The following is a 19,219-nucleotide window of genomic DNA, read 5'->3' as shown; positions in this document are numbered from 1 at the left end:
CAGTCCCTGTGGGCCATCGCTTTACAGAAGTGTTGACGGTGCCAGCCTAGGGAGCACTGTTCGGCTCCTGGTTATTTGGACAGGAACTTCATCCCGTCCTCCAACCCCTGCAACGTCAGCGGATACATCCGCTCCTCGACCAGCTCGCGAACGATGTGGGTCGAGGCCGTGTAGTCCCAGGTTTGCTTGGGATACGGGTTGATCCAGATGAGCTTTTTGAACTTCTCCATGAAGCGCTGCATCCACACATACCCGGCTTCTTCGTTCCAGTGTTCGACGCTGCCGCCGGGCTGGGTGATCTCGTAGGGCGCCATGGCCGCGTCGCCGACGAACACCACCTTGTAGTCGTCGCCATACTTGTGTAGCAGGTCGAAGGTCGAAAAGCGCTCGGAGGTGCGGCGCAGGTTGTTCTTCCACACCGATTCGTAGATGAAGTTGTGGAAGTAGTAGTACTCCAGGTGCTTGAACTCGGTCTTGCAGGCCGAGAACAACTCTTCGCAGACCTTGACGTGGGCGTCCATGGAGCCGCCGATGTCGAACAGCAGCAGCAACTTGACGCTGTTGCGCCGCTCCGGGCGCATCTGGATGTTCAGCAGGCCGGCATCACGGGCGGTGTGGTCGATAGTGCCGTCGATGTCCAGCTCCTCGGCCGCACCCTGGCGGGCGAACTTGCGCAGCCGGCGCAGGGCCAGCTTGATGTTGCGCGTGCCCAGTTCGACTTGGTCGTCGAGGTTCTTGTACTCGCGCTGGTCCCAGACCTTGACCGCCTTGCCCTGGCGCTTGCCGGCCTCGCCGACGCGGATACCCTCGGGGTTGAAGCCGCCGGAACCGAACGGGCTGGTGCCGCCGGTGCCGATCCACTTGTTGCCCCCGGCGTGGCGGCCTTTTTGTTCTTCCAGGCGCTTCTTGAATTCCTCGATCAGTTTGTCCAGCCCACCGAGGGACTGGATCTGCGCGCGTTCCTCGTCGCTCAGCGAGCGCTCGAACTCCTTGCGCAGCCAGTCTTCGGGAATCAGCGCCTCGAGGTGCTGGTCGAGGTTCTCCAGGCCCTTGAAGTAGGCGGAGAAGGCCCGATCGAACTTGTCGAAATGCCGCTCATCCTTGACCAGGATCGCCCGCGCCAAATAGTAGAACTCGTCCATGTCGGCGAAGATGACCCGCTGCTGCAAAGCGTTGAGCAGATCGAGCAGTTCGCGCACCGACACCGGCACCTTGGCCGCGCGCATTTCATTGAACAGGTTGAGCAACATGGCCCGGCCCCCGTCAGCGGTTGCCGCGCCGGCTCATGAAGGCCAGGCGCTCGAGCAGTTGCACGTCCTGCTCGTTTTTCACCAGAGCCCCGGCCAGCGGCGGGATGGCCTTGGTCGGATCGCGCTCGCGCAGCACGGCTTCGCCGATGTTGTCGGCCATCAGCAGTTTGAGCCAGTCGACCAGTTCGGAGGTGGAGGGCTTTTTCTTCAGGCCTGGCACCTTGCGCACGTCGAAGAACACGTCCAGCGCTTCGCTGACCAGTGACTGCTTGATGTTCGGGTAGTGTACGTCGACGATCTTCTGCAGCGTCTCGCGGTCCGGGAAGGCGATGTAGTGGAAGAAGCAGCGGCGCAGGAAGGCGTCGGGCAGTTCCTTCTCGTTGTTCGAGGTGATGATGATGATCGGGCGCTGTTTGGCCTTGATGGTTTCGTCGATCTCGTAGACGTAGAACTCCATCTTGTCCAGTTCCTGCAACAGGTCGTTGGGGAACTCGATGTCCGCCTTGTCGATCTCGTCGATCAGCAGGATCACCCGCTCCTCGGCCTCGAAGGCCTCCCAGAGCTTGCCCTTCTTCAGGTAATTGCGCACATCGTGGACCTTGTCCACGCCCAGCTGCGAGTCGCGCAGGCGGCTGACCGCATCGTATTCGTAGAGGCCCTGGTGGGCCTTGGTGGTGGACTTGATATGCCAGGTGATCAGCCTGGCGCCGAAGGACTCGGCCAGTTGTTCGGCCAGCATGGTCTTGCCGGTGCCCGGCTCGCCCTTGACCAGCAAGGGCCGCTCCAGGGTGATCGCCGCGTTGACCGCCAGTTTCAGATCATCTGTGGCGACGTAGTCGCGGGTGCCTTCGAACTTCATGAACCGATCCTCTGTGTGGAGAGTCAGTGCCGGCCCTTTCGCGGGCAAGCCCGCTCCTACAGATACGGCGCAAACCTCATGGTGGCGCTGTACCTGTAGGAGCGGGCTTGCCCGCGAAGAGGCCGGCCCAGACGACACATGTTTATATTTACTCGCGACTATAACGCGGGGCTGGGCAGCTGGAAACGCGGACCGGGTATTCAGTCCCTGAATGGTCCGTCACACCCGCCTCAGTCGGAATCGGGTGGTGCTTGCTCATAACGTGCGCTGAACGCCTGGACGAACCCGTTGCGCAGGATCTGCAGGAACGCCTCGAAGGCGCTGATGTCTTGCTGGTGCACGCTGCCACTGAGCTCCACGCGAGTGGCGAACTGGTTCTTGCGCTGATTCTTGAGCAGCGTTTCGCTGCCCCCGACCACGGCTTCCCAGATGGAGCGGAAAAAGCCCTTGTCCTCGTCCTTGACGTCCTGCTGCCAGTTGAACACATCGACATCGCGCAGCAAGGGCTTGATGTAGCCGGTCAGTTGAGCCTTTTCCGCCTGGGCCTCGATCACCACGTCACCGTGGCCAGCATTGAAATCGAACTTGCCGTAGGCACTGGCGAAGTCGTTGAGCCGGCGCAACTGGATGCCAGTGGCCCGCAGGCGGAACTCGAAGTCCTCGAAATCGCTGAACGGGTCGAACGTGGCACGGCTTTCTACGCGGGCATCGCCGAGCAGGCGCGCCGTGCCCTCGAAACTGGCATCGCGGCGGCCCTCCAGGTCCTTGACGGTGGTCAGGTTGCGGATGTTGGCGGCCAGGTCAGTGGCCTTGAGGTCGACGGGCGGCTTGGAGGTGAAGTTGCGGAAGGTCAGGGTGCCGTCCTCGATGCGTACTTCGTTCAGGGTGATAGGCAGTAGTTTTTCAAGCTGCTGGTGCCAGTCGGTGCCCCGGCCAGTTTGCGAAGCCTGTTGATTGCCGCCGTCGACGAAGTTCAGCTCGGGCCGGACGAAAGCCACCTCGGCGACCACGGCATGGTCGTACCACAGGGCATGCCAGCTGACCGACAGGTCGATCAACGGCGCCTGGAGGAAGGACACCGGCACCTTGCCGGTAGTCTTGACGATCTCCAGGCCGTTGATCTGGTAGGCGCCGCGCCACCAGGCCAGGTCGACATCGGTGATCTGGCCCCGGTAGTCACCCATGTCGGCCAGCTTGTCGTTGAGGTAGTCGCGGACCAGCGTAGGCAAGGCCAGGTGCAGGGTCAGCAGCAGGACCAGGAGGCCCGCCAGGCCTACGGCTGGCCAGCGGTAGCGTCGTTTCATCGGCAGCTCTCGGGTGTGCGTTGTCCGGTTGACCGCCGGCAGCTGTAAGGAGTTCGACCAGGGTAGACGGCCCTCTATGCCAGGCTTACCCTTGAAGTTTTCCGCACGGTGTTAATTAAGGACCCTGCCATGAGCCGTATCTACGCTGACAACGCGCACTCCATCGGCAATACGCCGCTGGTGCAGATCAACCGCCTCGCTCCCCGCGGCGTGACCATCCTGGCCAAGATCGAAGGGCGCAACCCGGGCTATTCGGTCAAGTGCCGGATCGGCGCGAGCATGATCTGGGACGCTGAAGGCAGCGGCAAGCTCAAACCGGGCATGACCATCGTCGAGCCGACCTCGGGCAACACCGGCATCGGCCTGGCCTTCGTCGCCGCGGCCCGGGGCTACAAGCTGATGCTGACCATGCCGGCGTCCATGAGCTTGGAGCGGCGCAAGGTACTCAAGGCCCTAGGCGCCGAATTGGTGCTGACCGACCCGGCCAAGGGTATGAAGGGCGCGATCGAGAAGGCTGGCGAGATCGTCGCCAGCGACCCGGCGCAATACTATATGCCAGGCCAGTTCGACAATCCGGCCAACCCGGCGATCCATGAGAAGACCACCGGCCCCGAGATATGGAACGACACCGACGGCGCGGTGGACGTGCTGGTGGCGGGCGTCGGCACTGGCGGTACCATCACCGGTGTGTCGCGCTATATCAAGCAGATCCAGGGCAAGTCGATCCTGTCGGTGGCGGTCGAGCCTGTGGCCTCGCCGCTGATCAGCCAGACCCTGGCCGGCGAGGAGCTCAAGCCGAGCCCGCACAAGATCCAGGGTATCGGCGCCGGTTTCGTGCCGAAGAACCTCGACCTGTCCTTGGTTGACCAAGTCGAGACGGTCAGCGATGAAGAGTCCAAGGTCATGGCCCTGCGCCTGATGCAGGAGGAGGGCATCCTCTGCGGCATCTCTTGTGGCGCGGCGATGGCGGCGGCGGTGCGCCTGGCCGAGAAGCCGGAGATGCAGGGCAAGACCATCGTCGTCATCCTGCCCGACTCCGGCGAGCGCTACCTCTCGAGCATGCTCTTCGCTGACCTGTTCACCGAACAGGAAAACCAGCAGTAAGCGGCAAGCTGCAAGAAAACGCAGGCTGCAGACTGTAGTTTTCTGCGCTGCCGCTGATCCGGCGCAATACCTGGCGCCGCGCTTTGTTGCACAATCCTCAACACTGCTGTCCAGCCCCGGTTGTTTTTACCGGGGCTGGATCGGTTTATCATGTCTGGCTGATTTTGTACGCAGGCAGGCAGCGATGGCCTGATCCTCATCCAAGGAGTGTTGCATGACCGTTTCCTTTGTCGCCAAGGCGGGAGTCCTGCTGTTGTTCTTCGGCAGCGTCCTGTTCGTGCACCTGCGCGGCAAGGCGCGCTTGCCCGTGCTGCGTCAGTTCGTCAACCATTCGGCGCTGTTCGCCCCTTATAACAGCCTGATGTATTTGTTCTCCGGCGTGCCGTCCAAGCCCTACCTGGACCGCAGCCGTTTCCCTGAACTGGACGTGCTCAAGGACAACTGGGAAGTGATCCGCGAAGAGGCCATGCACCTGTTCGACGAGGGCTATATCCGCGCCGCCGAAAAGGACAACGACGCCGGTTTCGGCTCGTTCTTCAAGAAAGGCTGGAAGCGCTTCTACCTCAAGTGGTACGACAAGCCGCTGCCATCGGCCGAAGTGCTGTGCCCGAAGACCGTCGAACTGGTCAGCCGCATTCCCAACGTCAAGGGCGCGATGTTCGCCCTGTTGCCCGGCGGTAGCCACCTCAACCCGCACCGCGATCCATTCGCAGGTTCCTTGCGCTACCACCTTGGCCTGTCCACGCCCAACTCCGACGACTGCCGCATCTACGTCGACGGCCAGGTCTACGCTTGGCGTGACGGCGAAGACGTGATGTTCGATGAGACCTACGTGCACTGGGTCAAGAACGAGACCGACGTCACCCGTGTGATCCTTTTCTGCGACGTCGAGCGCCCCCTCAGCAGCCCGCTGATGACCCGCATCAACCGCAAGGTCAGCGCCTTCCTCGGCCGTGCCACCGCGCCACAGAACACCGACGAAGAGCGCGTCGGCGGGATCAACCAGGCCTATGCCTGGAGCAAGCGTTTCAGCAACAAGATCAGCGGCCGGGTGAAGCAATTCAAACGCGCCAACCCCAAGGCCTACCGTGTGTTGCGGCCGGTGCTGGCGGTGGTGGTGGCGTATCTGCTGTACCGTTGGTTGTTCTGACACCGCCCTGGGCTCCCCGGGGCTGTTCCTACAACGGTTGCGTTAATCTCCAGAACACTGTTGTACCTGTGGGGCGGCCTTGTGTCGCGATGGATCCGACGCTATAGTCGGATCCATTCACCTCATCGAAGACCTGTTCATGCCAGCTTCCCCGATCATTCCTACATACGCCACCGCGCCCGACGCGGTAGTGGTCGTGCGTGGGAGTCAGCAGCCGGCCATGATCAGTCATTACCCACCACCTGTCAGTGGCGTGGTAGGGAGCGTTGTAGCGCCTCCCTGCGTGGTAGTGCTGGGCTGAGCGGCCAACGGCTGCGTCCCTTCACACCTGCACACTACTGAACCCGGTCGGCTATCCCTCGATAGACCCTCCGTTCGGCTCATTTGCCCGAATACAGGTGGCAATTCATGTCTGTTTTATCGAAAGAATCCGTGGCCTCGGCGGCTACGACCAGCCTGTTCGTCCTGCTGTGGAGCAGCGGGGCGATCGTCTCCAAGCTGGGCTTGGCCCATGCCAGTCCCTTTGCCTTTCTCCTGCTGCGCGCGACCCTGGCCCTAGGTGGTCTGTTGCTGATTGGCCCTTTGCTTGGCCTGCGTTGGCCGCGTACGCGTGGTGCAGTGCTGCAGGCCCTGGCCACGGGGGCCGTGCTGCTTGGCGCCTACCAGATCTTCTACCTGCTGGCGCTGAACACCCATGTTACCCCTGGCGTCATGGCCACGGTCATGGGCGTACAGCCCATCCTCACCGTGGTGCTGATGGAACGCCAGCGTTCCTGGAGCCGGTTGTTCGGCCTGGGGCTGGGCTTGAGCGGGTTGATCATGGTGGTTTACCAGGGCATCAACCTGGGCGGCGTGTCTCTGGCCGGGATGCTGTTCGCCTTGCTGGCGCTGGTCAGCATGACCTTCGGTTCGATCATGCAGAAACGCATCACCGACAATCCAATGGGCACGCTGCCGCTGCAGTACATCGCGGGGTTGGCGATGTGCGTGGTGTTCGCGCCGTTCCAGGCGCTGCATGTGGAGCTGACCGGCAGTTTCATCGGCTCGGTGCTGTGGATGGGGCTGGTGGTGTCGTTGCTGGCGACCTTATTGCTGTACCGGCTGATCGCCCGGGGCAACCTGGTCAATGTCACTAGCCTGTTCTACCTGGTGCCGGCGGTGACGGCGGTGATGGATTACCTAATTTTCGGTAACCGTCTGGCGCCGCTGAGCCTGCTGGGGATGGGGCTGATCGTCGTCGGTTTGCTGTTCGTGTTCCGCAAGCCGGCGTTGCGTGCTGCGCGAGCATAGGAGGTCGGCCGGGCTTGCCTCGATCCTGGGGCAAGCTCGGCGACTGTGGGGCCGTAGCGGCCCCCCTACCTTCCTTGCCTCGTCCGTTGGCGCTTCAGAAGTAGTAGCCGATGTTGATGTTGGTCCGGTAGTACCAGTCGTTGCTGCCGATGGAGTTGGTGTCGGTCCAGCCGGTGCCGTTCTCCGCGCCGCCGAAAGGGTTGGCGTTCTTCGCCCAGGTCAGGTCGATCCAGGCCATGATCGGCATGGCGAGGAATTGCGCGCCGACGGTGAACATTTGCGAGTCGTCCCAGCCACTCTTGTCTTTCATCATCCGGCTGTAGTCGGTGTACAGCTTGACCTTTTTCAGCTGGCCAAGGCTGGGGGTGAAGATGTCGTAACCGACGTTGAGCGAGCCTATGGTCGCCTTGGAGGCGATCAGGTAGGCCGGGGTCAAGCCGTTGCCACCCATCAGCACCGAGTCATCGCTGACGCCGTCTGGGTTCTTCGGGTCGTATTCATAGCGGATCGCCTGGCCGGTCACCGTCCAGGGGCCAGCATTGACGATCGCATGCACACCGCCGGCCCAGTAATCGCCGTCATCGTGGGTGGTGGCGTTGTAGAGCTCGGCTGCCGCCAATGAAGCGCCGATTTCGGTTTTCCAACCGTCGCCGGTGAAGGTCCGGGCGAGACGGGCATTGACCTGGTTGCGTTTCTCGTTGTCCTGGCGTGAATGGATGAAGGGCACGGCATTGTCGTCGAGATCGGCATAGCGGCCCACTTCTGGCGAGTAACGGATGCTGCTGGGCAGCATGCGCGGGAAGTAGCCCAGTTGTAGATCCCAGTCCTTGTCCTTGTAGCTGTACTTGAGGCCTGTGCCGGCACTGACGCCGTAGCCCATGAAGAATGGAATGTGATAACTCCAGCCAAACTGTGGATAGGGCTCCAGGCCGAACGGCTTGAACGGCGCGCCCAATTGCAGGTTGGAGTTGGCATTGAAGCGGTAGCCGATATAGCCACGGTCGATGGAGCGCTTGCCGTCATCCTGGAACCAGTAGCCGACGTCGCTGAACAGTTGCTTGTGAGTGGCCTGGACATCCAGGCGGAATGTGTCGAACAGGAAGCGTCCGTTGTTCTCGGTGGTGTCCCAATGTTCGTCCCGGTAATTCACCCGCAGGGCGCCACCGATATCCAGCGAGCTTTCGCCATCGTCGCTGCGCCAGGCAATGTGCGGGAATGGCTTTTTCACCGTTGGCGGCTGGTCCGGCGCTGCGGGGCCGGGTTCGGAAGCGAAACTGGCACAACTGCTGATGATCAGGCCCAGGCTTATCACATACTTTTTCATATCAATGCCCCGCAAGGTTGAGCAGCTTCCGACGGCAATACGTGTCCTGCGCCTTGAAATAGGCGTTAAGCGGAAACTGGGCATGTCGTCGACAACTGGAAAGGTTGGGTTTTTATTGTTTTATAGGTGATACGCTGTTTGAAGTATGAACTCGAACAAGTAAGAGCAGAAACTGTGCCAGTATTGGTGGGGGCGGAAGTATCGAATAAAGTCTATATAAAACAATTATTTATATCTGAAACACGGCGCTCTGTGCCATATCTGGAACGAGGTGGTATGAAAGTAACAAGCCTGTTTCAGTGTTGTGCATCCAGGGGGCGCAGTGGGTCATTGTGATGCATTGATTGTTTTATCGATAAATAAATAGCAGGCTCTTCAAATAAACTGTGGGGATTGTCATGGGCGGTTCTAAGACATACCTGCACCGCTCATAAAAAAAGCCGACCCTATCAGGTCGGCCAATCATGCGCGTGAGCAAAATCCGATTAAAGGTCGAGCACCAGGCGCCGGCTCTTGCAACCCGATACACAAACCATCATGGAGGTATTCGCCGCCCGTTCGGCTTTGGTCAACACGCCGTCGCGGTGGTCGATGTCACCCTCCAGCACACGGGTTTCACAGGAACCGCAGACGCCTTCGCGGCAGCTGTATTCGACATCGCAACCAGCTTCGAGCAACACATCGAGCAGGTTCAGCCCAGGTTCCACGGCGAGGGTCTTGCCGGATTTCTTCAGTTCGACGCTGTAGCTGTCCTGAGCGTCTTCCGACGGCGGCAGCTCGGCGGCGGTGAAGCGTTCGATATGTGCATGCGGGTAGCCGAGGCTTTCGCAGGTGCTTTCGAAGGCGTCGAGCATTGGCGTCGGGCCACAGCAGTAGAAGTGCGTGTCGCCCGGCTGGCCGGCCAGGTAGCTGGCCAGGTTCGGCACTGTGCCTTTCTCGTCGTTGAAGTGGTAGACCACCTTCGCATCCAGGCCGCTGAGCTCTTCCAGTAGCGCCGCTTCCTTGCGCGAGCGGGCGCAATAGACTAGTTCGGCGGATTTCCCCAGGGCCAGCAGTTGGCGGAACATGCAGTAGATCGGCGTGATACCGATGCCACCGGCCACCAGCACGCTATGGCTGGCGTGCGGGTCGAGGGGGAAGTTGTTGCGCGGCCGCGAGATGCTCAGTTGGGTGCCGACGCGCAACTGGTCATGGACGAACTTCGAGCCGCCGCGGCTGTTGCGGTCACGCAGGATGCCGACCACATAGCGGCCCTTGTCGCTCGGCGAGTTGAGCAGCGAGTAGCTGCGCACCAGGCCGTTGGGCAGGTGCAGGTCGATATGCGAGCCGGCTTCGAACGGCGGGAACACGGTGTCGCCCCAGGGGCGCAGTTCGACGCTGAGGATGCCTTCGGCTTCGTGGCGCAGGGTGTGTACCAGCGCGGTGAGGGTAGAGGAGTTGGACATCGGTCACCTCGATGGCGCAGTGCGCAAGTCAATGTCGAGCCGGGCGCTGGCTTCGATTTCCACCAGCAGTTCAGGGAACACCAAGGCGCTCACTTCGACGAGGGTGGATGTGGGGTAGCAGGCAAAACCTTCGAAGAAGTCGCGGCGGGCGCGGCCAACGGCCTCCTTGTCGGCGATCTGGGTGACGTACACCGTCAACCGGTAAAGGTTGCCGATATGCCCGCCAGCCGCCTCCACCAGCGCCTTGGCTTTTTCCAGCACCAGCAGAGTCTGGGCGTAGGCGTCCAGCGGTGTGCCGGTTTCGGCGGCCTGACGGGTGGCGGGATGCCCGGTCATGCCGGACATCACCACCTCGTTGCCGATCAGCAGGGCATTGGACCAGCTGGCCGTGGCCAGCTCGCTCAAGCCCGGGGCCTGGATGCGTTGCACGGCCAGATTCATGGCAGTTGCTTCGCTTCGATCAGGGCCAGTTGCTCCTTGGCCTTGCCCTTGAGGTAGCGGCGCAGGCGCACCACGCCCAGGTCATGCTGGTAGAGGTTCTCGCGCTGGTTGGCATCGAACTCCATGAACTCCAGCAGTACCCGGTCCTGTTCCAGCACGGCCCAGTGGCGGGCTTCCAGGCGGTTCTTGTAGAGGAAGCGCCAGGTGTCGCGCTGCCAGCCGGTCAGCGGCCGTGCGCGCCAGTGGAAGACGGCGGACAGGGCGCGGTTGCTGGGGGTGTAGCTGCCGATGATAGTGAAGTTGCCACCGGGGCCGCCGGTCTTCGGGTAGGGGATTTCCAGACGCAGCCAGTGGCAGCCGTTGTCGAGGAATTCGGTCCAGTCGAAGTTGACCCCGCGCTGGCCTTCCTTCTCGAAGACGAAGCCCTGGTCGGTATCACGGGTGACGAACTTGGCGGTGGCTTCGCCCTCGCTCATGGAGTGGGACATCTTATGCAGGTAGGTGCCGTGCATAGGGTCCATGACGTTGTCCAGCACATAGCGGTAGTCGCCTTTCCACTCGGTGTAGCAGAGGAAGCTGCTCCACTCGGGCGAGGTCAGTTGCTCGGGCAGCACCAGCTCGGGCGGGGTCTCCAGGTGCGGGTCAGTGGCGTTGAACAGGAAGATCGCACCCGCTGCCTCGCGGGTATGGAACATCCGCGTCGGGCGGCTGCCTTCGAGCTTGCAGCCGGGGCTGCCGGGCACCTTGGTGACGGTACCGTCACAGCGCACTTCGACGCCGTGATACGGGCATTGCAGGCGGTCACCGAGCACCGGGCCCTGGGACAGCGGCGCGCCACGGTGCGGGCAGTGGTCTTCGAGGGCGTGGACACTGCCGTCGTTGTCGCGCCACAGGGCGATCTTGTAGCCCAGGCGGCGGATCGAGACGGGCTTTTCGCCCAACAGTTCCGACGGCAGGACCGGGAACCAGAGGTCTTTCAGGCCATTGGCCAGGTGTTGTTCAACAGGATCGACGGTTACGTGCATGTTCATTTTGTTCTACCTCCGGTGGGTCATTCGCCCAGCCGAGCCATCAGGGTTTTATAGGCGTCTTCGGTCCACTCGCCGGTGGTCAGCGGGCAGGGCGGACCGGCCAGGTTCAGGTGCGCGAGCAGGTCGCCCAACTCGGTCACGCCGTTGCCGTAGGCGCGTTCGATGGAGTCGCCGAGCAACTCTTCGAACGGGGTGTTGGGCCGCTTGCGGGCCTGATGGGGCTCCAGGTAACGCTCGGTGTTGCTCATGTCATTGACCTCCATTGCGAACCCGTTCGCGGATCATTTCGCGGACCGGGACAAAGTCGTACGTCGGATAGCATTCGGTGCGGAATACGCCCCAGGCGGCGCGCTCCAGCTCCACATTGACCTTGCTCAACAGGCTGGGTGGCAGGCGCAGGGTGACGATCTGGCCCAGGCCCATGGCCACGGTCCAGGACAGCACCTCGACACCCTCGGGCGGGAAGCTGTCCCACCAGCCCATCTTTTTCATGTGGCCCTGGATTTCCTCCAGGTTCTTCGACTGGTCGTGACGCAGCACGACGGTCAGCAGCATCGATTCGCTCATGGCTTGGCCGGCTCCTTGGGCTTGTCAGTAAGGAACTTGCCTTGCGGCGCATCGGCATGCTGCTGGCGCCGGGTGTTGCCATCGATACCGCCGGCGATCGCCCATTCGGCGAACACCGTCGGGCCGGGTTCGAACTCTCGGGGTTGCCAGTCGCCGGTCAGTTGGTCTTCGTCGGCGTAGTACTCGACCAGGGCCCCGGCCGGGTTCTTGAAGTACCAGAAGAAGGCCGACGACACTGGGTGACGGCCTGGACCGATCTCGGTGGCCCAGCCGCAGCGGGAGATGTGCATGCCGCCGCCGAACACTTCGTGCAGGTCGCGCACAGTGAAGGCCACATGGTTGAGCCCGGCGCGCGGTGCCGGCAGTTGCAGCATGAACAGGTCGTGGTGGCCGCCTTCCTCGGCCGTGCGCAGGAAAGCGCCGCGGTTGGGGTAGCGGTCCGAAGCCTGGAAGCCGAAGCGCTCGTGGTAGAAGGCTTCGCAGGTATTGACGTCCTTGACGAAGAACACCACGTGGCCGACTTCGATGGGCGTGGCGCGCTCGTAGACCGGCGCTGGCTTGTTGATCCGGCCCTTGACCTGCCAGGTGTTGTGACCGCTGCACTCGATGTCCAGCTCGCGCTTGCGGGTGACCTGCAGGCGGATCGCCAGGCCGTTGGGGTCGGTGCAGCCGACGCGGCCGTTGCCTTCGACAAAGCCTGGGTCATTGGCGATGCGCTGGCTATACAGCGCCAGGTCCGCTTCGTTCGCCACGCCCCAGACCACTTCGCGCACGGTCGAGCCGGCCTCGATGGCCGGGGGCAGGCCGGGCTTGTCCAGGTGGGCGAGCACTACCCGGCAACCATTGAGGGTTTCGAAGATCACTTCATCGGCTTGCTCGCTGACCTTGGTCAGGCCCCAGTCGGCGAAGAAGCGCACGCAGGTCTCCAGGTCTTCCACGCCATAGGTGACTTCGTCGATGCCCAATACGCTCATGGCCTTGCCTCCACGCCGGCCCAGGCCAGCGGTTGTTCGTTCATGCCCCAGTAGAGGCTCTTCTGTTCCATGTACTGCAGGATGCCGAGCCGGCCTTTTTCCCGGCCCAGGCCGCTGTCACGCCAGCCGCCGAAGGGGGTCGAGATGGAGAACTGCTTGTAGGTGTTGATCCACACCGTGCCCGCCTGGATCTTGCGGCCCAGGGCCCAGGCACGCTTGTAGTCACGGCTCCAGATGCCTGCGGCGAGGGCGTAGAGGCTGTCGTTGGCCTGCTCGATCAGCTCGGCCTCGCTGTCGAAGGGCATGGCCACCAGCACCGGGCCGAAGATTTCTTCCTGGCAGGTCTGCTGGTTGTTGTTCAGGCCTTCGAGGATGGTCGGCGGGTAGAAGTAGCCTTGGTCGTAGAGGCCGCCGGTTGGCCGCTGGCCGCCGAGCAGCAGGCGGCCGCCTTCGGCCAGGCCCAGGGCCACGTAGCGTTCCACCGACTCGCGGTGCGCGGCGCTGATCAGCGGGCCCATCTGCGTTGATTCGTCAGCTGGGTCTCCCAGGCGCAAACGTGCCGCGCCGGCCACTAGGCGCTGCATGAATGGCTCATACAGGGCGCGGGCGACAAACAACCGGGACCCTGCAATGCAGGCTTCGCCCGACGAGCTGAAGATGCCATACAGCACCCCGGCCACGGCGTGATCGAGGTCGGCGTCATCGAGGACGATGGTCGGCGACTTGCCGCCCAGTTCCAGCGATACCGGCATCATCTTGTCGGCGGCGATATGGGCGATGTGCTTGCCGGTGCGAGTGCCGCCGGTGAACGACACACGCTTGATCAGCGGGTGCTGGGTCAAGGCATCGCCGAGTATCGAGCCCTTGCCCGGCAGCACGCTGACCAAGCCCTTGGGCAAGCCTGCGTCTTCGCAGATCTGCGCCAGTTGCAGGGCCAGCAGTGGGGTGATTTCCGCCGGTTTGATCACCACGGCGTTGCCGGCGGCCAGGGCCGGGGCGACTTTTTGCGCCTCGCTGGCGATCGGCGAGTTCCAGGGGGTGATCGCCGCGACCACGCCCATGGGCTCGTACACGCTCATGCTGACGAAGTCGCCGCGCGACGGGGTGATGGTTTCCTCCAGGGTTTCGCAGGCGGCGGCGAAGAACTGGAAGGTGCCGGCGGCGCTGGCCACCAGAGCACGGGTTTCGTTGATCGGCTTGCCGTTGTCCTGGCGCTGTAACTGTGCCAGTTCCTCGCCGCGCTGGCGGATCAGCTCGGCGATGCGGTACAGCACGGCGGCGCGTTCGTGGGGCTTGCGCTGGGCCCAGCCACTGTTGAGGAAGGCTTGATGGGCGCCTTGCACGGCTTCTTCGACGTCGTCGAGGCTGGCCGCGTTGAGCCAGGCCACTGGCTCGCCGGTGGCCGGATAGCGAGTGGCGTAGCGTTCGCCGCCCCCCAGGCGCCAGGTGCCGGCGATGCAGATAGGTAAAGTCTGTTCCAGAGTCATCGACGTTCCCCTAGATGGAAATGGCATGGGCGTGGTTGCCCAGGGCCCGGACCACGCTGTAGACGGTCAGAGCAGAGGTCTTCGGGTTGGCCTGCAGCGGCTTGCCGCGCAGGCTCATCTCGAAGCCGCCGAAGGCGCCACGGGCTTCGAAGTGGTGTACGTTTTCTTCGCTCAGCGGGTCGGCGACCAGCGTCACGCGGGTGCGGTCCAGGCCCAGGCCAGCCAGCGACAGCGTGGCGGCGACATTGGCGTTCTTCGGATACAGGTGCGCCGCTTCCCGGGCGCTGCCTTCGAAGATCACCGTGGCTTCGGTGATGCTGTCCAGGTCGCAGACCTGCTCGGCCGGGGTGTTCTTCCAGGCCCGCGCCGGCTTGCGGCCGGTGTAGTCCACCGAGTCCAGGCCGCCGACCTTGGCCGCCGACAGCGCATCGATGCCACCAATGGCGCCGGGCAGCAGCTCGATCCGCGTGTTGCCACGGGCTGCTGCCGCTTCCAGACGCTCGACCAAGCCGACCTCCGACAGCGCCCCCACCGAGACGATCAGGCAGGCGATGCCGCGCTCCAGCGCAGGCAACACATGCTCCTCGATGGCCTTGTGCCCGGCGCACTCGACCAGCAGGTCGGGACGGGCGTCGGCGGGCAGGGCGGTGAGCACTTGCGGCGGCTGGCCGAAACTGGCCAGGCGCTGGCGTACCAAGTCTTCGGAGCCGGCCGAGGCGATGACCGCGTCGACGCACAACTGCGGGTCTTTCTCCAGCAGCTCGAGCACGCCGACGCCGATGGCGCCGCAGCCGATCATGGTGATATGCAACATGGCGTGTTCCTCAGGCCGTGGCCTTTTGGGCCTTGGTCTCGCTGTTGGGCGGGCCGGCGAACTGGGTGGCGAAGCTGCCGACACTGAGCATGTCCACTTCCAGCAGGAAAGGGCCGCTGTCGCCGAGGGCGCTGTCGAGTACCGGACCGAAGTCCTTCAGGTCGCTGACCAAGCCATGGCGCAGGCCGAGGGATTCGGCGAGCTTGGCGTAGTCGGGGGTGTGCAGTTCGACATAGGCGTGGCGGGCGCCGTAGATAGCGTCCTGGATATTGCGGATCACGCCATAGCGCTGGTCGTTCATCAGCAGGATCACCACATTGGCTTTTTCCTGGACCAGGGTCGCCAGCTCGCCCAGGTTGAGGATGAAGCCGCCGTCACCGGCCAGGGCGAAGACCTTGCGTTCCGGCGCGGTTTCCGCTGCCGCCACCGCCGCGCCGATGCCCATCGCCAAGCCCTGGCCGATCCCCCCGCCGAGGGCGTGCACGCCGGCTCGTGGGTGATAGAGGTTGAGCAGGCGGTTGCCCCAGATGCTGTTGGACAGGGTTACGTCGCGCACCCAGGAGAAGTTGCGCCCAGTCAGGGCCTGCAACTGCTCGACCATGGCCGAGTACGGGCCGAGGTCGGCGACCAGTTGCGCACGGGACTGTTCACGCACGGCCTTGAGCTCGGGCAGGAAGTTCGGGTCGATGCGCAGGCGGCCTTGCAGGCGGTCGGCCAGGCCGTCGAGGGCCAGCGCCGAGTCGCCGCAGATGAACAGGTCGCTGGGGTAACTGCGGCCTTCGATGGCCGGGTTGGCGTCGATACGCAGGGTGGTGCGCGGCAGCTTCAGGGCGTACTTGAAGGTCTCGTTGCTGCGCAGGCGCGAACCGGCCACCACCAGTGCGTCGCAGGTCTGCATGAAACCTTCGACCAGCTTGTTCTGCGAGAAGGCGCCCAGGCAGCGTTCATCGTCTTCGTTGACCACGCCACGGCCTTGGGTCGAGGTGATCACGCCGACGCCCATGTCCAGCAGGCGCTTGACCTGTGGGCCGGCATGGCGGGCGCCGCCACCGAGCCAGAGCAACGGGCGGGTGGCTCCGGCCAGGCGCTCGGCGACCAGGTCCAGGGCTTCGGGCGAGGGTACCGCGACCGGCACCGGCAGTGGCGAGAGGTCGGTGGGCATGGGGATGAAGGTGGACTGGATGTCGATCGGGATTTCCACGCTGACCGGGCCGGTGGGGGCGGTCAGGGCGGTCTGCACGGCCAGCTTCAGGGTGCTCAGCGCGGTCTCCACGCTGCGCACGCGGAACGCGGCCTTGGATACGGCCTTGAGCATGGTCAGTTGGTCGCGGGCCTCGTGGATATAGGCCAGCTCCTGATCGAGGTACGGGGTCTCGATCTGCCCGGTGATGTGCAGCAACGGCGTGCCGGCGGTCAGCGCCTCGACCATGGCCCCGGCGGCATTGCCGGCGGCGGTACCGGTGGAGGTCAGGCACACGCCCAGGCCACCGGTGGTGCGAGCATAGGCGTCGGCCATGTTGGTGGCGCCGGCTTCGCCGCGGGCCATGACGAAGCGGATGTTGCCGCGCACGGCGAAGGCATCGAGGATCGGCATGTTGTGGATCGAGATTACGCCGAACGCGGCCTTGACCTCGCATTGTTCGAGAAACGCAGTGATGACGGCGCCGACGGTGACAGTGTTTTCATTACGCATGGCGGGACAGGCCTCCGGATACATCGATATGGCTGCCAGTGGTGTAGGCCGACAGGGGCGAAGCCAGGAACAGGATCGCTTGGGCTGCCTCTTTGGGCAGGCCCAGGCGGCCCAGGGGAATGTGTTTGCGTTGAGCCAGGCGGGCGGTCCATTGCGCCCAGTCCAGCTCGCGTTCTTCACGGGCCTCGAAGCGCCGGCGCCATTGCCCGGACTCGACCAGGCCGATGAGGATGCCGTTGACCCGGATGCCGTGTTCGGCGAATTCGCTGGCCATAGAGCGCACCAGATTCTTCAGGCCCGCTCGGGCAGCCGAGGTGGCGACCATGTGCGGCTCCGGCTGGCTGGCCAGCAGCGAGTTGACGCAGACGATGGCGGCACCAGCCTGGCTTTGCAGTTGCGCCATGAAGGCGCGCACCGGGTGGATCACCGAGAAGAACTTCAGGTGCAGCTCTTCGCTCCAGGCCTCATCGCTGGTGTCGGCGAAGGTCGAGACCCGGCCTTGGCCGGCGTTGTTGACCAGTACCCGGGCCGGTCCAAGCGCGGCCAGGCTGGCAGCGGCAAAGGCTTGCACTGATTCTGCGTCGAGCACGTCGCACACCTGGGCCAGCAGGCGGGCCTCGGGGAAGCGTTCGCGCAGGCGGGCCTCGGCATTGCGCAGGCGCTCTGCGTCACGTCCGCAGAAGGCCACTCGAGCCCCGGCTTCGAGCAACAGCTCGACGCAGGCATAGCCGATGCCGGAGGAGCCGCCAGTGACGATGGCGGTGCTGTCATGCAGTTGGTAGAGGTTCATCTCAGTCCCTCATCAACGCAGTGACACGGCCGTGGCCGCTGTGGGGCGTGTAGTTGAGCAGCCTGGACAACTCGTCGGCGCTGCCGCGGACCTGGCCGAGCAGGTTGTCGAAGTTGACGTGGCCTATCTGCACCGTGGGGATAGTCACCCCCAGGGCGGCGACCACTCGGCCGCTGGCGTCGCGCACGGGGGCGGCGACGGTGGAGATGGTCGATTCGAAGAAGCCCTCGCCGCTGACATAGCCGCGCAGGCGGTCGGCCTGAACCAGGTCGAACAGCTCCAGCACGGTTTTCGGCGTGCAGAGCGAGTACTGCTCCAGGTGTTCCTCTGGGTACAGCTCGCGCAGTTCGGCCAGGCTCAGGTCCTCCAGGAGGATGCGGCCGAGCACTGTGGCGTGGGCAGGCAGACGGGTACCGACGGTGACCGCGCTAGAGAACACCGAGGGCGGCGAGACCTTGGCCACGTAGACGATCGAGCGGCCATCGCGCACCACCAGATTGCTCGGGTAGTTCAGGCGGTCGCACAGGCGCGCCAGCAGCGGTTGGCCCAGCTCGGTCAGCTCCAGTGATGCCAGGTATTCGAAGCCCAGGCGCAGCACCGACATGCCGAGGCGGTACTCATTGCCACTGCGGGTGACGAAGCCCATGGTTTCCAGGGTCGTCAGCAGGCGGAAGATGGTCGAGCGGGGCAGTTCCAGGCGCCGGGCCAGTTCCGGGGCGGTCAGGGTGCGGTTCTGCCGGCTGAATTCGCACAACAGCAGCAGGCCGCGTTCCAGGCCGGGGACGATGTACTTGTCCTGGTTTTCTTTCAACGAATCCGTATCGTTCATAACACAGTACCTGTGAGGGAAGCGTCCAGTGCCAGGGCCAGGCGCCCGGTCACCGCATCGGGTTGTTCGATGGCGCAGGCATGGCCGGCACCGGCAATCAGGGTGAACGGAGCCGCGAAGGCGCTGGCTACGGCCTGGCAGTCTTCGGGCCGGGTAATGCCGTCAGCGCTGCCGCAATGCACTTCGCAGGGCACCGCCTGGGCGCGGTAGCGCAGCAGGTGGTCGCCGCACAGCAACTCGACGGCCTGGCGGTAGCCTTGTGGCAGCAGACGCGCCATGTTCCATTGCACCCAAGCTTGGGCCGTCGCGCTGGCCGAGGCCGAGAGCATGTGGGCGCTGCGCTCGCGGGCCATTTGCGCGATGCCCAACTGCTCCAGCGTATGTAGGCGTTTGCTGCGCACCGCCCGGCCTTGCTCGGCCTGTTCCGGCGCGCCGTAGCCGCGCGCTGGGCTGAGCAGCACCAGGCGGCTGACCCGCTGGGGCTGGGCCTGGGCGAAAGCCGCTGCGGTCAGCGCGCCCAGGGAATGGCCAACCAGCACGCAGCGCTCGATGTCCAGGGCGTCGAGCAGTTGCCCCAGGCGCTGGGCGTAGTCGCCTGCCTTTGGCACGGCCATCGGCAGTGGCGCGGACTGGCCGTAACCGGGGGCGTCCCAGGCGATGACCCGTGCCTGGGCGCTCAACGCCATGGCCACCTGCAGCCATGACGCGGCGCCGGAGCCGATGCCGTGCAGCAACACGATGGCTGCTCCGCTGCCCGCTTCGCGCACGCCTTGCAGGCCATCGCCCAGGCGCAGCAGGCGCTCGGCGAAGTGCCGTTCGAGGTGCTGTCGCAGGGGCGCGAGAAGCGTGTCGGTGACCGGGCTCATG

19 protein-coding genes are annotated in these 19,219 nt (G+C 63.9%); 3 read left to right on the top strand and 16 right to left on the bottom strand.

The window, feature by feature from the left end; translation table 11 throughout:
- Window positions 1-71: 71 nt before the first annotated feature.
- The 3 genes from ACYU03_RS18930 to ACYU03_RS18920 all read right to left on the bottom strand — a co-directional run bounded on the left by ACYU03_RS18930 (window position 72) and on the right by ACYU03_RS18920 (window position 3,413).
- On the bottom strand, window positions 72-1,250 hold the full coding sequence (locus ACYU03_RS18930) for a vWA domain-containing protein (protein ID WP_461886159.1): 1,179 nt from the start codon (window positions 1,248-1,250) through the stop codon (window positions 72-74).
- Window positions 1,251-1,263: 13 nt separating this feature from the next.
- Window positions 1,264-2,109: an AAA family ATPase gene (locus ACYU03_RS18925; RefSeq protein WP_461886158.1), complete on the bottom strand. Its 846-nt coding sequence runs from the start codon at window positions 2,107-2,109 to the stop codon at window positions 1,264-1,266.
- Window positions 2,110-2,339: 230 nt separating this feature from the next.
- Window positions 2,340-3,413, bottom strand: a complete 1,074-nt coding sequence (locus ACYU03_RS18920; protein ID WP_461886157.1) for a DUF748 domain-containing protein — start codon at window positions 3,411-3,413, stop codon at window positions 2,340-2,342.
- 129 nt (window positions 3,414-3,542) lie between these two features.
- Here ACYU03_RS18920 and cysK point away from each other — a divergent pair, with 129 nt between their 5' ends.
- From cysK to ACYU03_RS18905, 3 genes are all read left to right on the top strand, one after another.
- Window positions 3,543-4,517 carry a cysteine synthase A gene (gene cysK / locus ACYU03_RS18915; protein WP_461886156.1) on the top strand — a complete coding sequence of 325 codons (975 nt, stop codon included), beginning with the start codon at window positions 3,543-3,545 and terminating at the stop codon, window positions 4,515-4,517.
- 214 nt (window positions 4,518-4,731) lie between these two features.
- The gene (locus ACYU03_RS18910; RefSeq protein ID WP_461886155.1) at window positions 4,732-5,667 is read left to right on the top strand and encodes an aspartyl/asparaginyl beta-hydroxylase domain-containing protein; all 936 of its coding nucleotides are present in this window, start codon (window positions 4,732-4,734) and stop codon (window positions 5,665-5,667) included.
- Window positions 5,668-6,075: 408 nt separating this feature from the next.
- Window positions 6,076-6,957, top strand: a complete 882-nt coding sequence (locus ACYU03_RS18905; RefSeq protein WP_461886154.1) for a DMT family transporter — start codon at window positions 6,076-6,078, stop codon at window positions 6,955-6,957.
- Window positions 6,958-7,051: 94 nt separating this feature from the next.
- On the opposite strand, the gene ACYU03_RS18900 is transcribed toward ACYU03_RS18905, so the two are convergent.
- The 13 genes from ACYU03_RS18900 to ACYU03_RS18840 all read right to left on the bottom strand — a co-directional run bounded on the left by ACYU03_RS18900 (window position 7,052) and on the right by ACYU03_RS18840 (window position 19,218).
- Window positions 7,052-8,281: a hypothetical protein gene (locus tag ACYU03_RS18900; RefSeq protein WP_461886153.1), complete on the bottom strand. Its 1,230-nt coding sequence runs from the start codon at window positions 8,279-8,281 to the stop codon at window positions 7,052-7,054.
- 485 nt (window positions 8,282-8,766) lie between these two features.
- Window positions 8,767-9,726 carry a PDR/VanB family oxidoreductase gene (locus ACYU03_RS18895; protein WP_461886152.1) on the bottom strand — a complete coding sequence of 320 codons (960 nt, stop codon included), beginning with the start codon at window positions 9,724-9,726 and terminating at the stop codon, window positions 8,767-8,769.
- Window positions 9,727-9,729: 3 nt separating this feature from the next.
- Window positions 9,730-10,167: a RidA family protein gene (locus tag ACYU03_RS18890; RefSeq protein WP_461886151.1), complete on the bottom strand. Its 438-nt coding sequence runs from the start codon at window positions 10,165-10,167 to the stop codon at window positions 9,730-9,732.
- Window positions 10,164-11,198: a Rieske 2Fe-2S domain-containing protein gene (locus ACYU03_RS18885; RefSeq protein WP_461886150.1), complete on the bottom strand. Its 1,035-nt coding sequence runs from the start codon at window positions 11,196-11,198 to the stop codon at window positions 10,164-10,166. Before ACYU03_RS18885 ends, ACYU03_RS18890 begins: the two co-directional genes overlap by 4 nt.
- A gap of 20 nt (window positions 11,199-11,218) precedes the next feature.
- A complete protein-coding gene (locus ACYU03_RS18880; RefSeq protein WP_461886149.1) occupies window positions 11,219-11,446 on the bottom strand; it encodes a recombinase-like helix-turn-helix domain-containing protein in 228 nt (75 codons plus the stop codon).
- 1 nt (window position 11,447) lies between these two features.
- The gene (locus ACYU03_RS18875; RefSeq protein ID WP_461886148.1) at window positions 11,448-11,765 is read right to left on the bottom strand and encodes a hypothetical protein; all 318 of its coding nucleotides are present in this window, start codon (window positions 11,763-11,765) and stop codon (window positions 11,448-11,450) included.
- Complete coding sequence (locus tag ACYU03_RS18870; RefSeq protein ID WP_461886147.1) at window positions 11,762-12,739, bottom strand: VOC family protein; 978 nt, start codon at window positions 12,737-12,739, stop codon at window positions 11,762-11,764. Before ACYU03_RS18870 ends, ACYU03_RS18875 begins: the two co-directional genes overlap by 4 nt.
- Complete coding sequence (locus ACYU03_RS18865; protein ID WP_461886146.1) at window positions 12,736-14,226, bottom strand: aldehyde dehydrogenase; 1,491 nt, start codon at window positions 14,224-14,226, stop codon at window positions 12,736-12,738. The genes ACYU03_RS18870 and ACYU03_RS18865 overlap by 4 nt, the downstream gene beginning before the upstream one ends.
- A 10-nt stretch (window positions 14,227-14,236) precedes the next feature.
- A complete protein-coding gene (locus ACYU03_RS18860) occupies window positions 14,237-15,040 on the bottom strand; it encodes an aspartate dehydrogenase (protein ID WP_461886145.1) in 804 nt (267 codons plus the stop codon).
- 10 nt (window positions 15,041-15,050) lie between these two features.
- Entirely contained in the window at window positions 15,051-16,733 is a 1,683-nt protein-coding gene (locus ACYU03_RS18855) for a thiamine pyrophosphate-binding protein (protein ID WP_461886144.1), read from the bottom strand.
- Window positions 16,726-17,523, bottom strand: coding sequence for an SDR family oxidoreductase (locus ACYU03_RS18850; RefSeq protein ID WP_461886143.1), 798 nt, complete (start codon window positions 17,521-17,523; stop codon window positions 16,726-16,728). The genes ACYU03_RS18855 and ACYU03_RS18850 overlap by 8 nt, the downstream gene beginning before the upstream one ends.
- A gap of 1 nt (window position 17,524) precedes the next feature.
- The gene (locus ACYU03_RS18845; protein WP_461886142.1) at window positions 17,525-18,352 is read right to left on the bottom strand and encodes an IclR family transcriptional regulator; all 828 of its coding nucleotides are present in this window, start codon (window positions 18,350-18,352) and stop codon (window positions 17,525-17,527) included.
- Window positions 18,349-19,218 (bottom strand): alpha/beta fold hydrolase, encoded by an 870-nt coding sequence (locus tag ACYU03_RS18840; RefSeq protein WP_461886141.1) that lies wholly within the window; start codon window positions 19,216-19,218, stop codon window positions 18,349-18,351. Before ACYU03_RS18840 ends, ACYU03_RS18845 begins: the two co-directional genes overlap by 4 nt.
- Window position 19,219: the final 1 nt, after the last annotated feature.

It is taken from the genome of Pseudomonas sp. X10 (assembly GCF_054889225.1).
The sequence above is the reverse complement of the archived record's forward strand: the minus strand, read 5'-3'. Positions and strand labels throughout refer to the sequence as shown.

What these genes read in the sequence shown, in the direction of transcription:
- ACYU03_RS18930 (WP_461886159.1), bottom strand. Translation starts at nt 1,250, where the DNA reads ATGTTGCTCAACCTGTTCAATGAAATGCGCGCGGCCAAGGTGCCGGTG.
- ACYU03_RS18925 (WP_461886158.1), bottom strand. Translation starts at nt 2,109, where the DNA reads ATGAAGTTCGAAGGCACCCGCGACTACGTCGCCACAGATGATCTGAAA.
- ACYU03_RS18920 (WP_461886157.1), bottom strand. Translation starts at nt 3,413, where the DNA reads ATGAAACGACGCTACCGCTGGCCAGCCGTAGGCCTGGCGGGCCTCCTG.
- cysK (WP_461886156.1), top strand. Translation starts at nt 3,543, where the DNA reads ATGAGCCGTATCTACGCTGACAACGCGCACTCCATCGGCAATACGCCG.
- ACYU03_RS18910 (WP_461886155.1), top strand. Translation starts at nt 4,732, where the DNA reads ATGACCGTTTCCTTTGTCGCCAAGGCGGGAGTCCTGCTGTTGTTCTTC.
- ACYU03_RS18905 (WP_461886154.1), top strand. Translation starts at nt 6,076, where the DNA reads ATGTCTGTTTTATCGAAAGAATCCGTGGCCTCGGCGGCTACGACCAGC.
- ACYU03_RS18900 (WP_461886153.1), bottom strand. Translation starts at nt 8,281, where the DNA reads ATGAAAAAGTATGTGATAAGCCTGGGCCTGATCATCAGCAGTTGTGCC.
- ACYU03_RS18895 (WP_461886152.1), bottom strand. Translation starts at nt 9,726, where the DNA reads ATGTCCAACTCCTCTACCCTCACCGCGCTGGTACACACCCTGCGCCAC.
- ACYU03_RS18890 (WP_461886151.1), bottom strand. Translation starts at nt 10,167, where the DNA reads ATGAATCTGGCCGTGCAACGCATCCAGGCCCCGGGCTTGAGCGAGCTG.
- ACYU03_RS18885 (WP_461886150.1), bottom strand. Translation starts at nt 11,198, where the DNA reads ATGAACATGCACGTAACCGTCGATCCTGTTGAACAACACCTGGCCAAT.
- ACYU03_RS18880 (WP_461886149.1), bottom strand. Translation starts at nt 11,446, where the DNA reads ATGAGCAACACCGAGCGTTACCTGGAGCCCCATCAGGCCCGCAAGCGG.
- ACYU03_RS18875 (WP_461886148.1), bottom strand. Translation starts at nt 11,765, where the DNA reads ATGAGCGAATCGATGCTGCTGACCGTCGTGCTGCGTCACGACCAGTCG.
- ACYU03_RS18870 (WP_461886147.1), bottom strand. Translation starts at nt 12,739, where the DNA reads ATGAGCGTATTGGGCATCGACGAAGTCACCTATGGCGTGGAAGACCTG.
- ACYU03_RS18865 (WP_461886146.1), bottom strand. Translation starts at nt 14,226, where the DNA reads ATGACTCTGGAACAGACTTTACCTATCTGCATCGCCGGCACCTGGCGC.
- ACYU03_RS18860 (WP_461886145.1), bottom strand. Translation starts at nt 15,040, where the DNA reads ATGTTGCATATCACCATGATCGGCTGCGGCGCCATCGGCGTCGGCGTG.
- ACYU03_RS18855 (WP_461886144.1), bottom strand. Translation starts at nt 16,733, where the DNA reads ATGCGTAATGAAAACACTGTCACCGTCGGCGCCGTCATCACTGCGTTT.
- ACYU03_RS18850 (WP_461886143.1), bottom strand. Translation starts at nt 17,523, where the DNA reads ATGAACCTCTACCAACTGCATGACAGCACCGCCATCGTCACTGGCGGC.
- ACYU03_RS18845 (WP_461886142.1), bottom strand. Translation starts at nt 18,352, where the DNA reads ATGAACGATACGGATTCGTTGAAAGAAAACCAGGACAAGTACATCGTC.
- ACYU03_RS18840 (WP_461886141.1), bottom strand. Translation starts at nt 19,218, where the DNA reads ATGAGCCCGGTCACCGACACGCTTCTCGCGCCCCTGCGACAGCACCTC.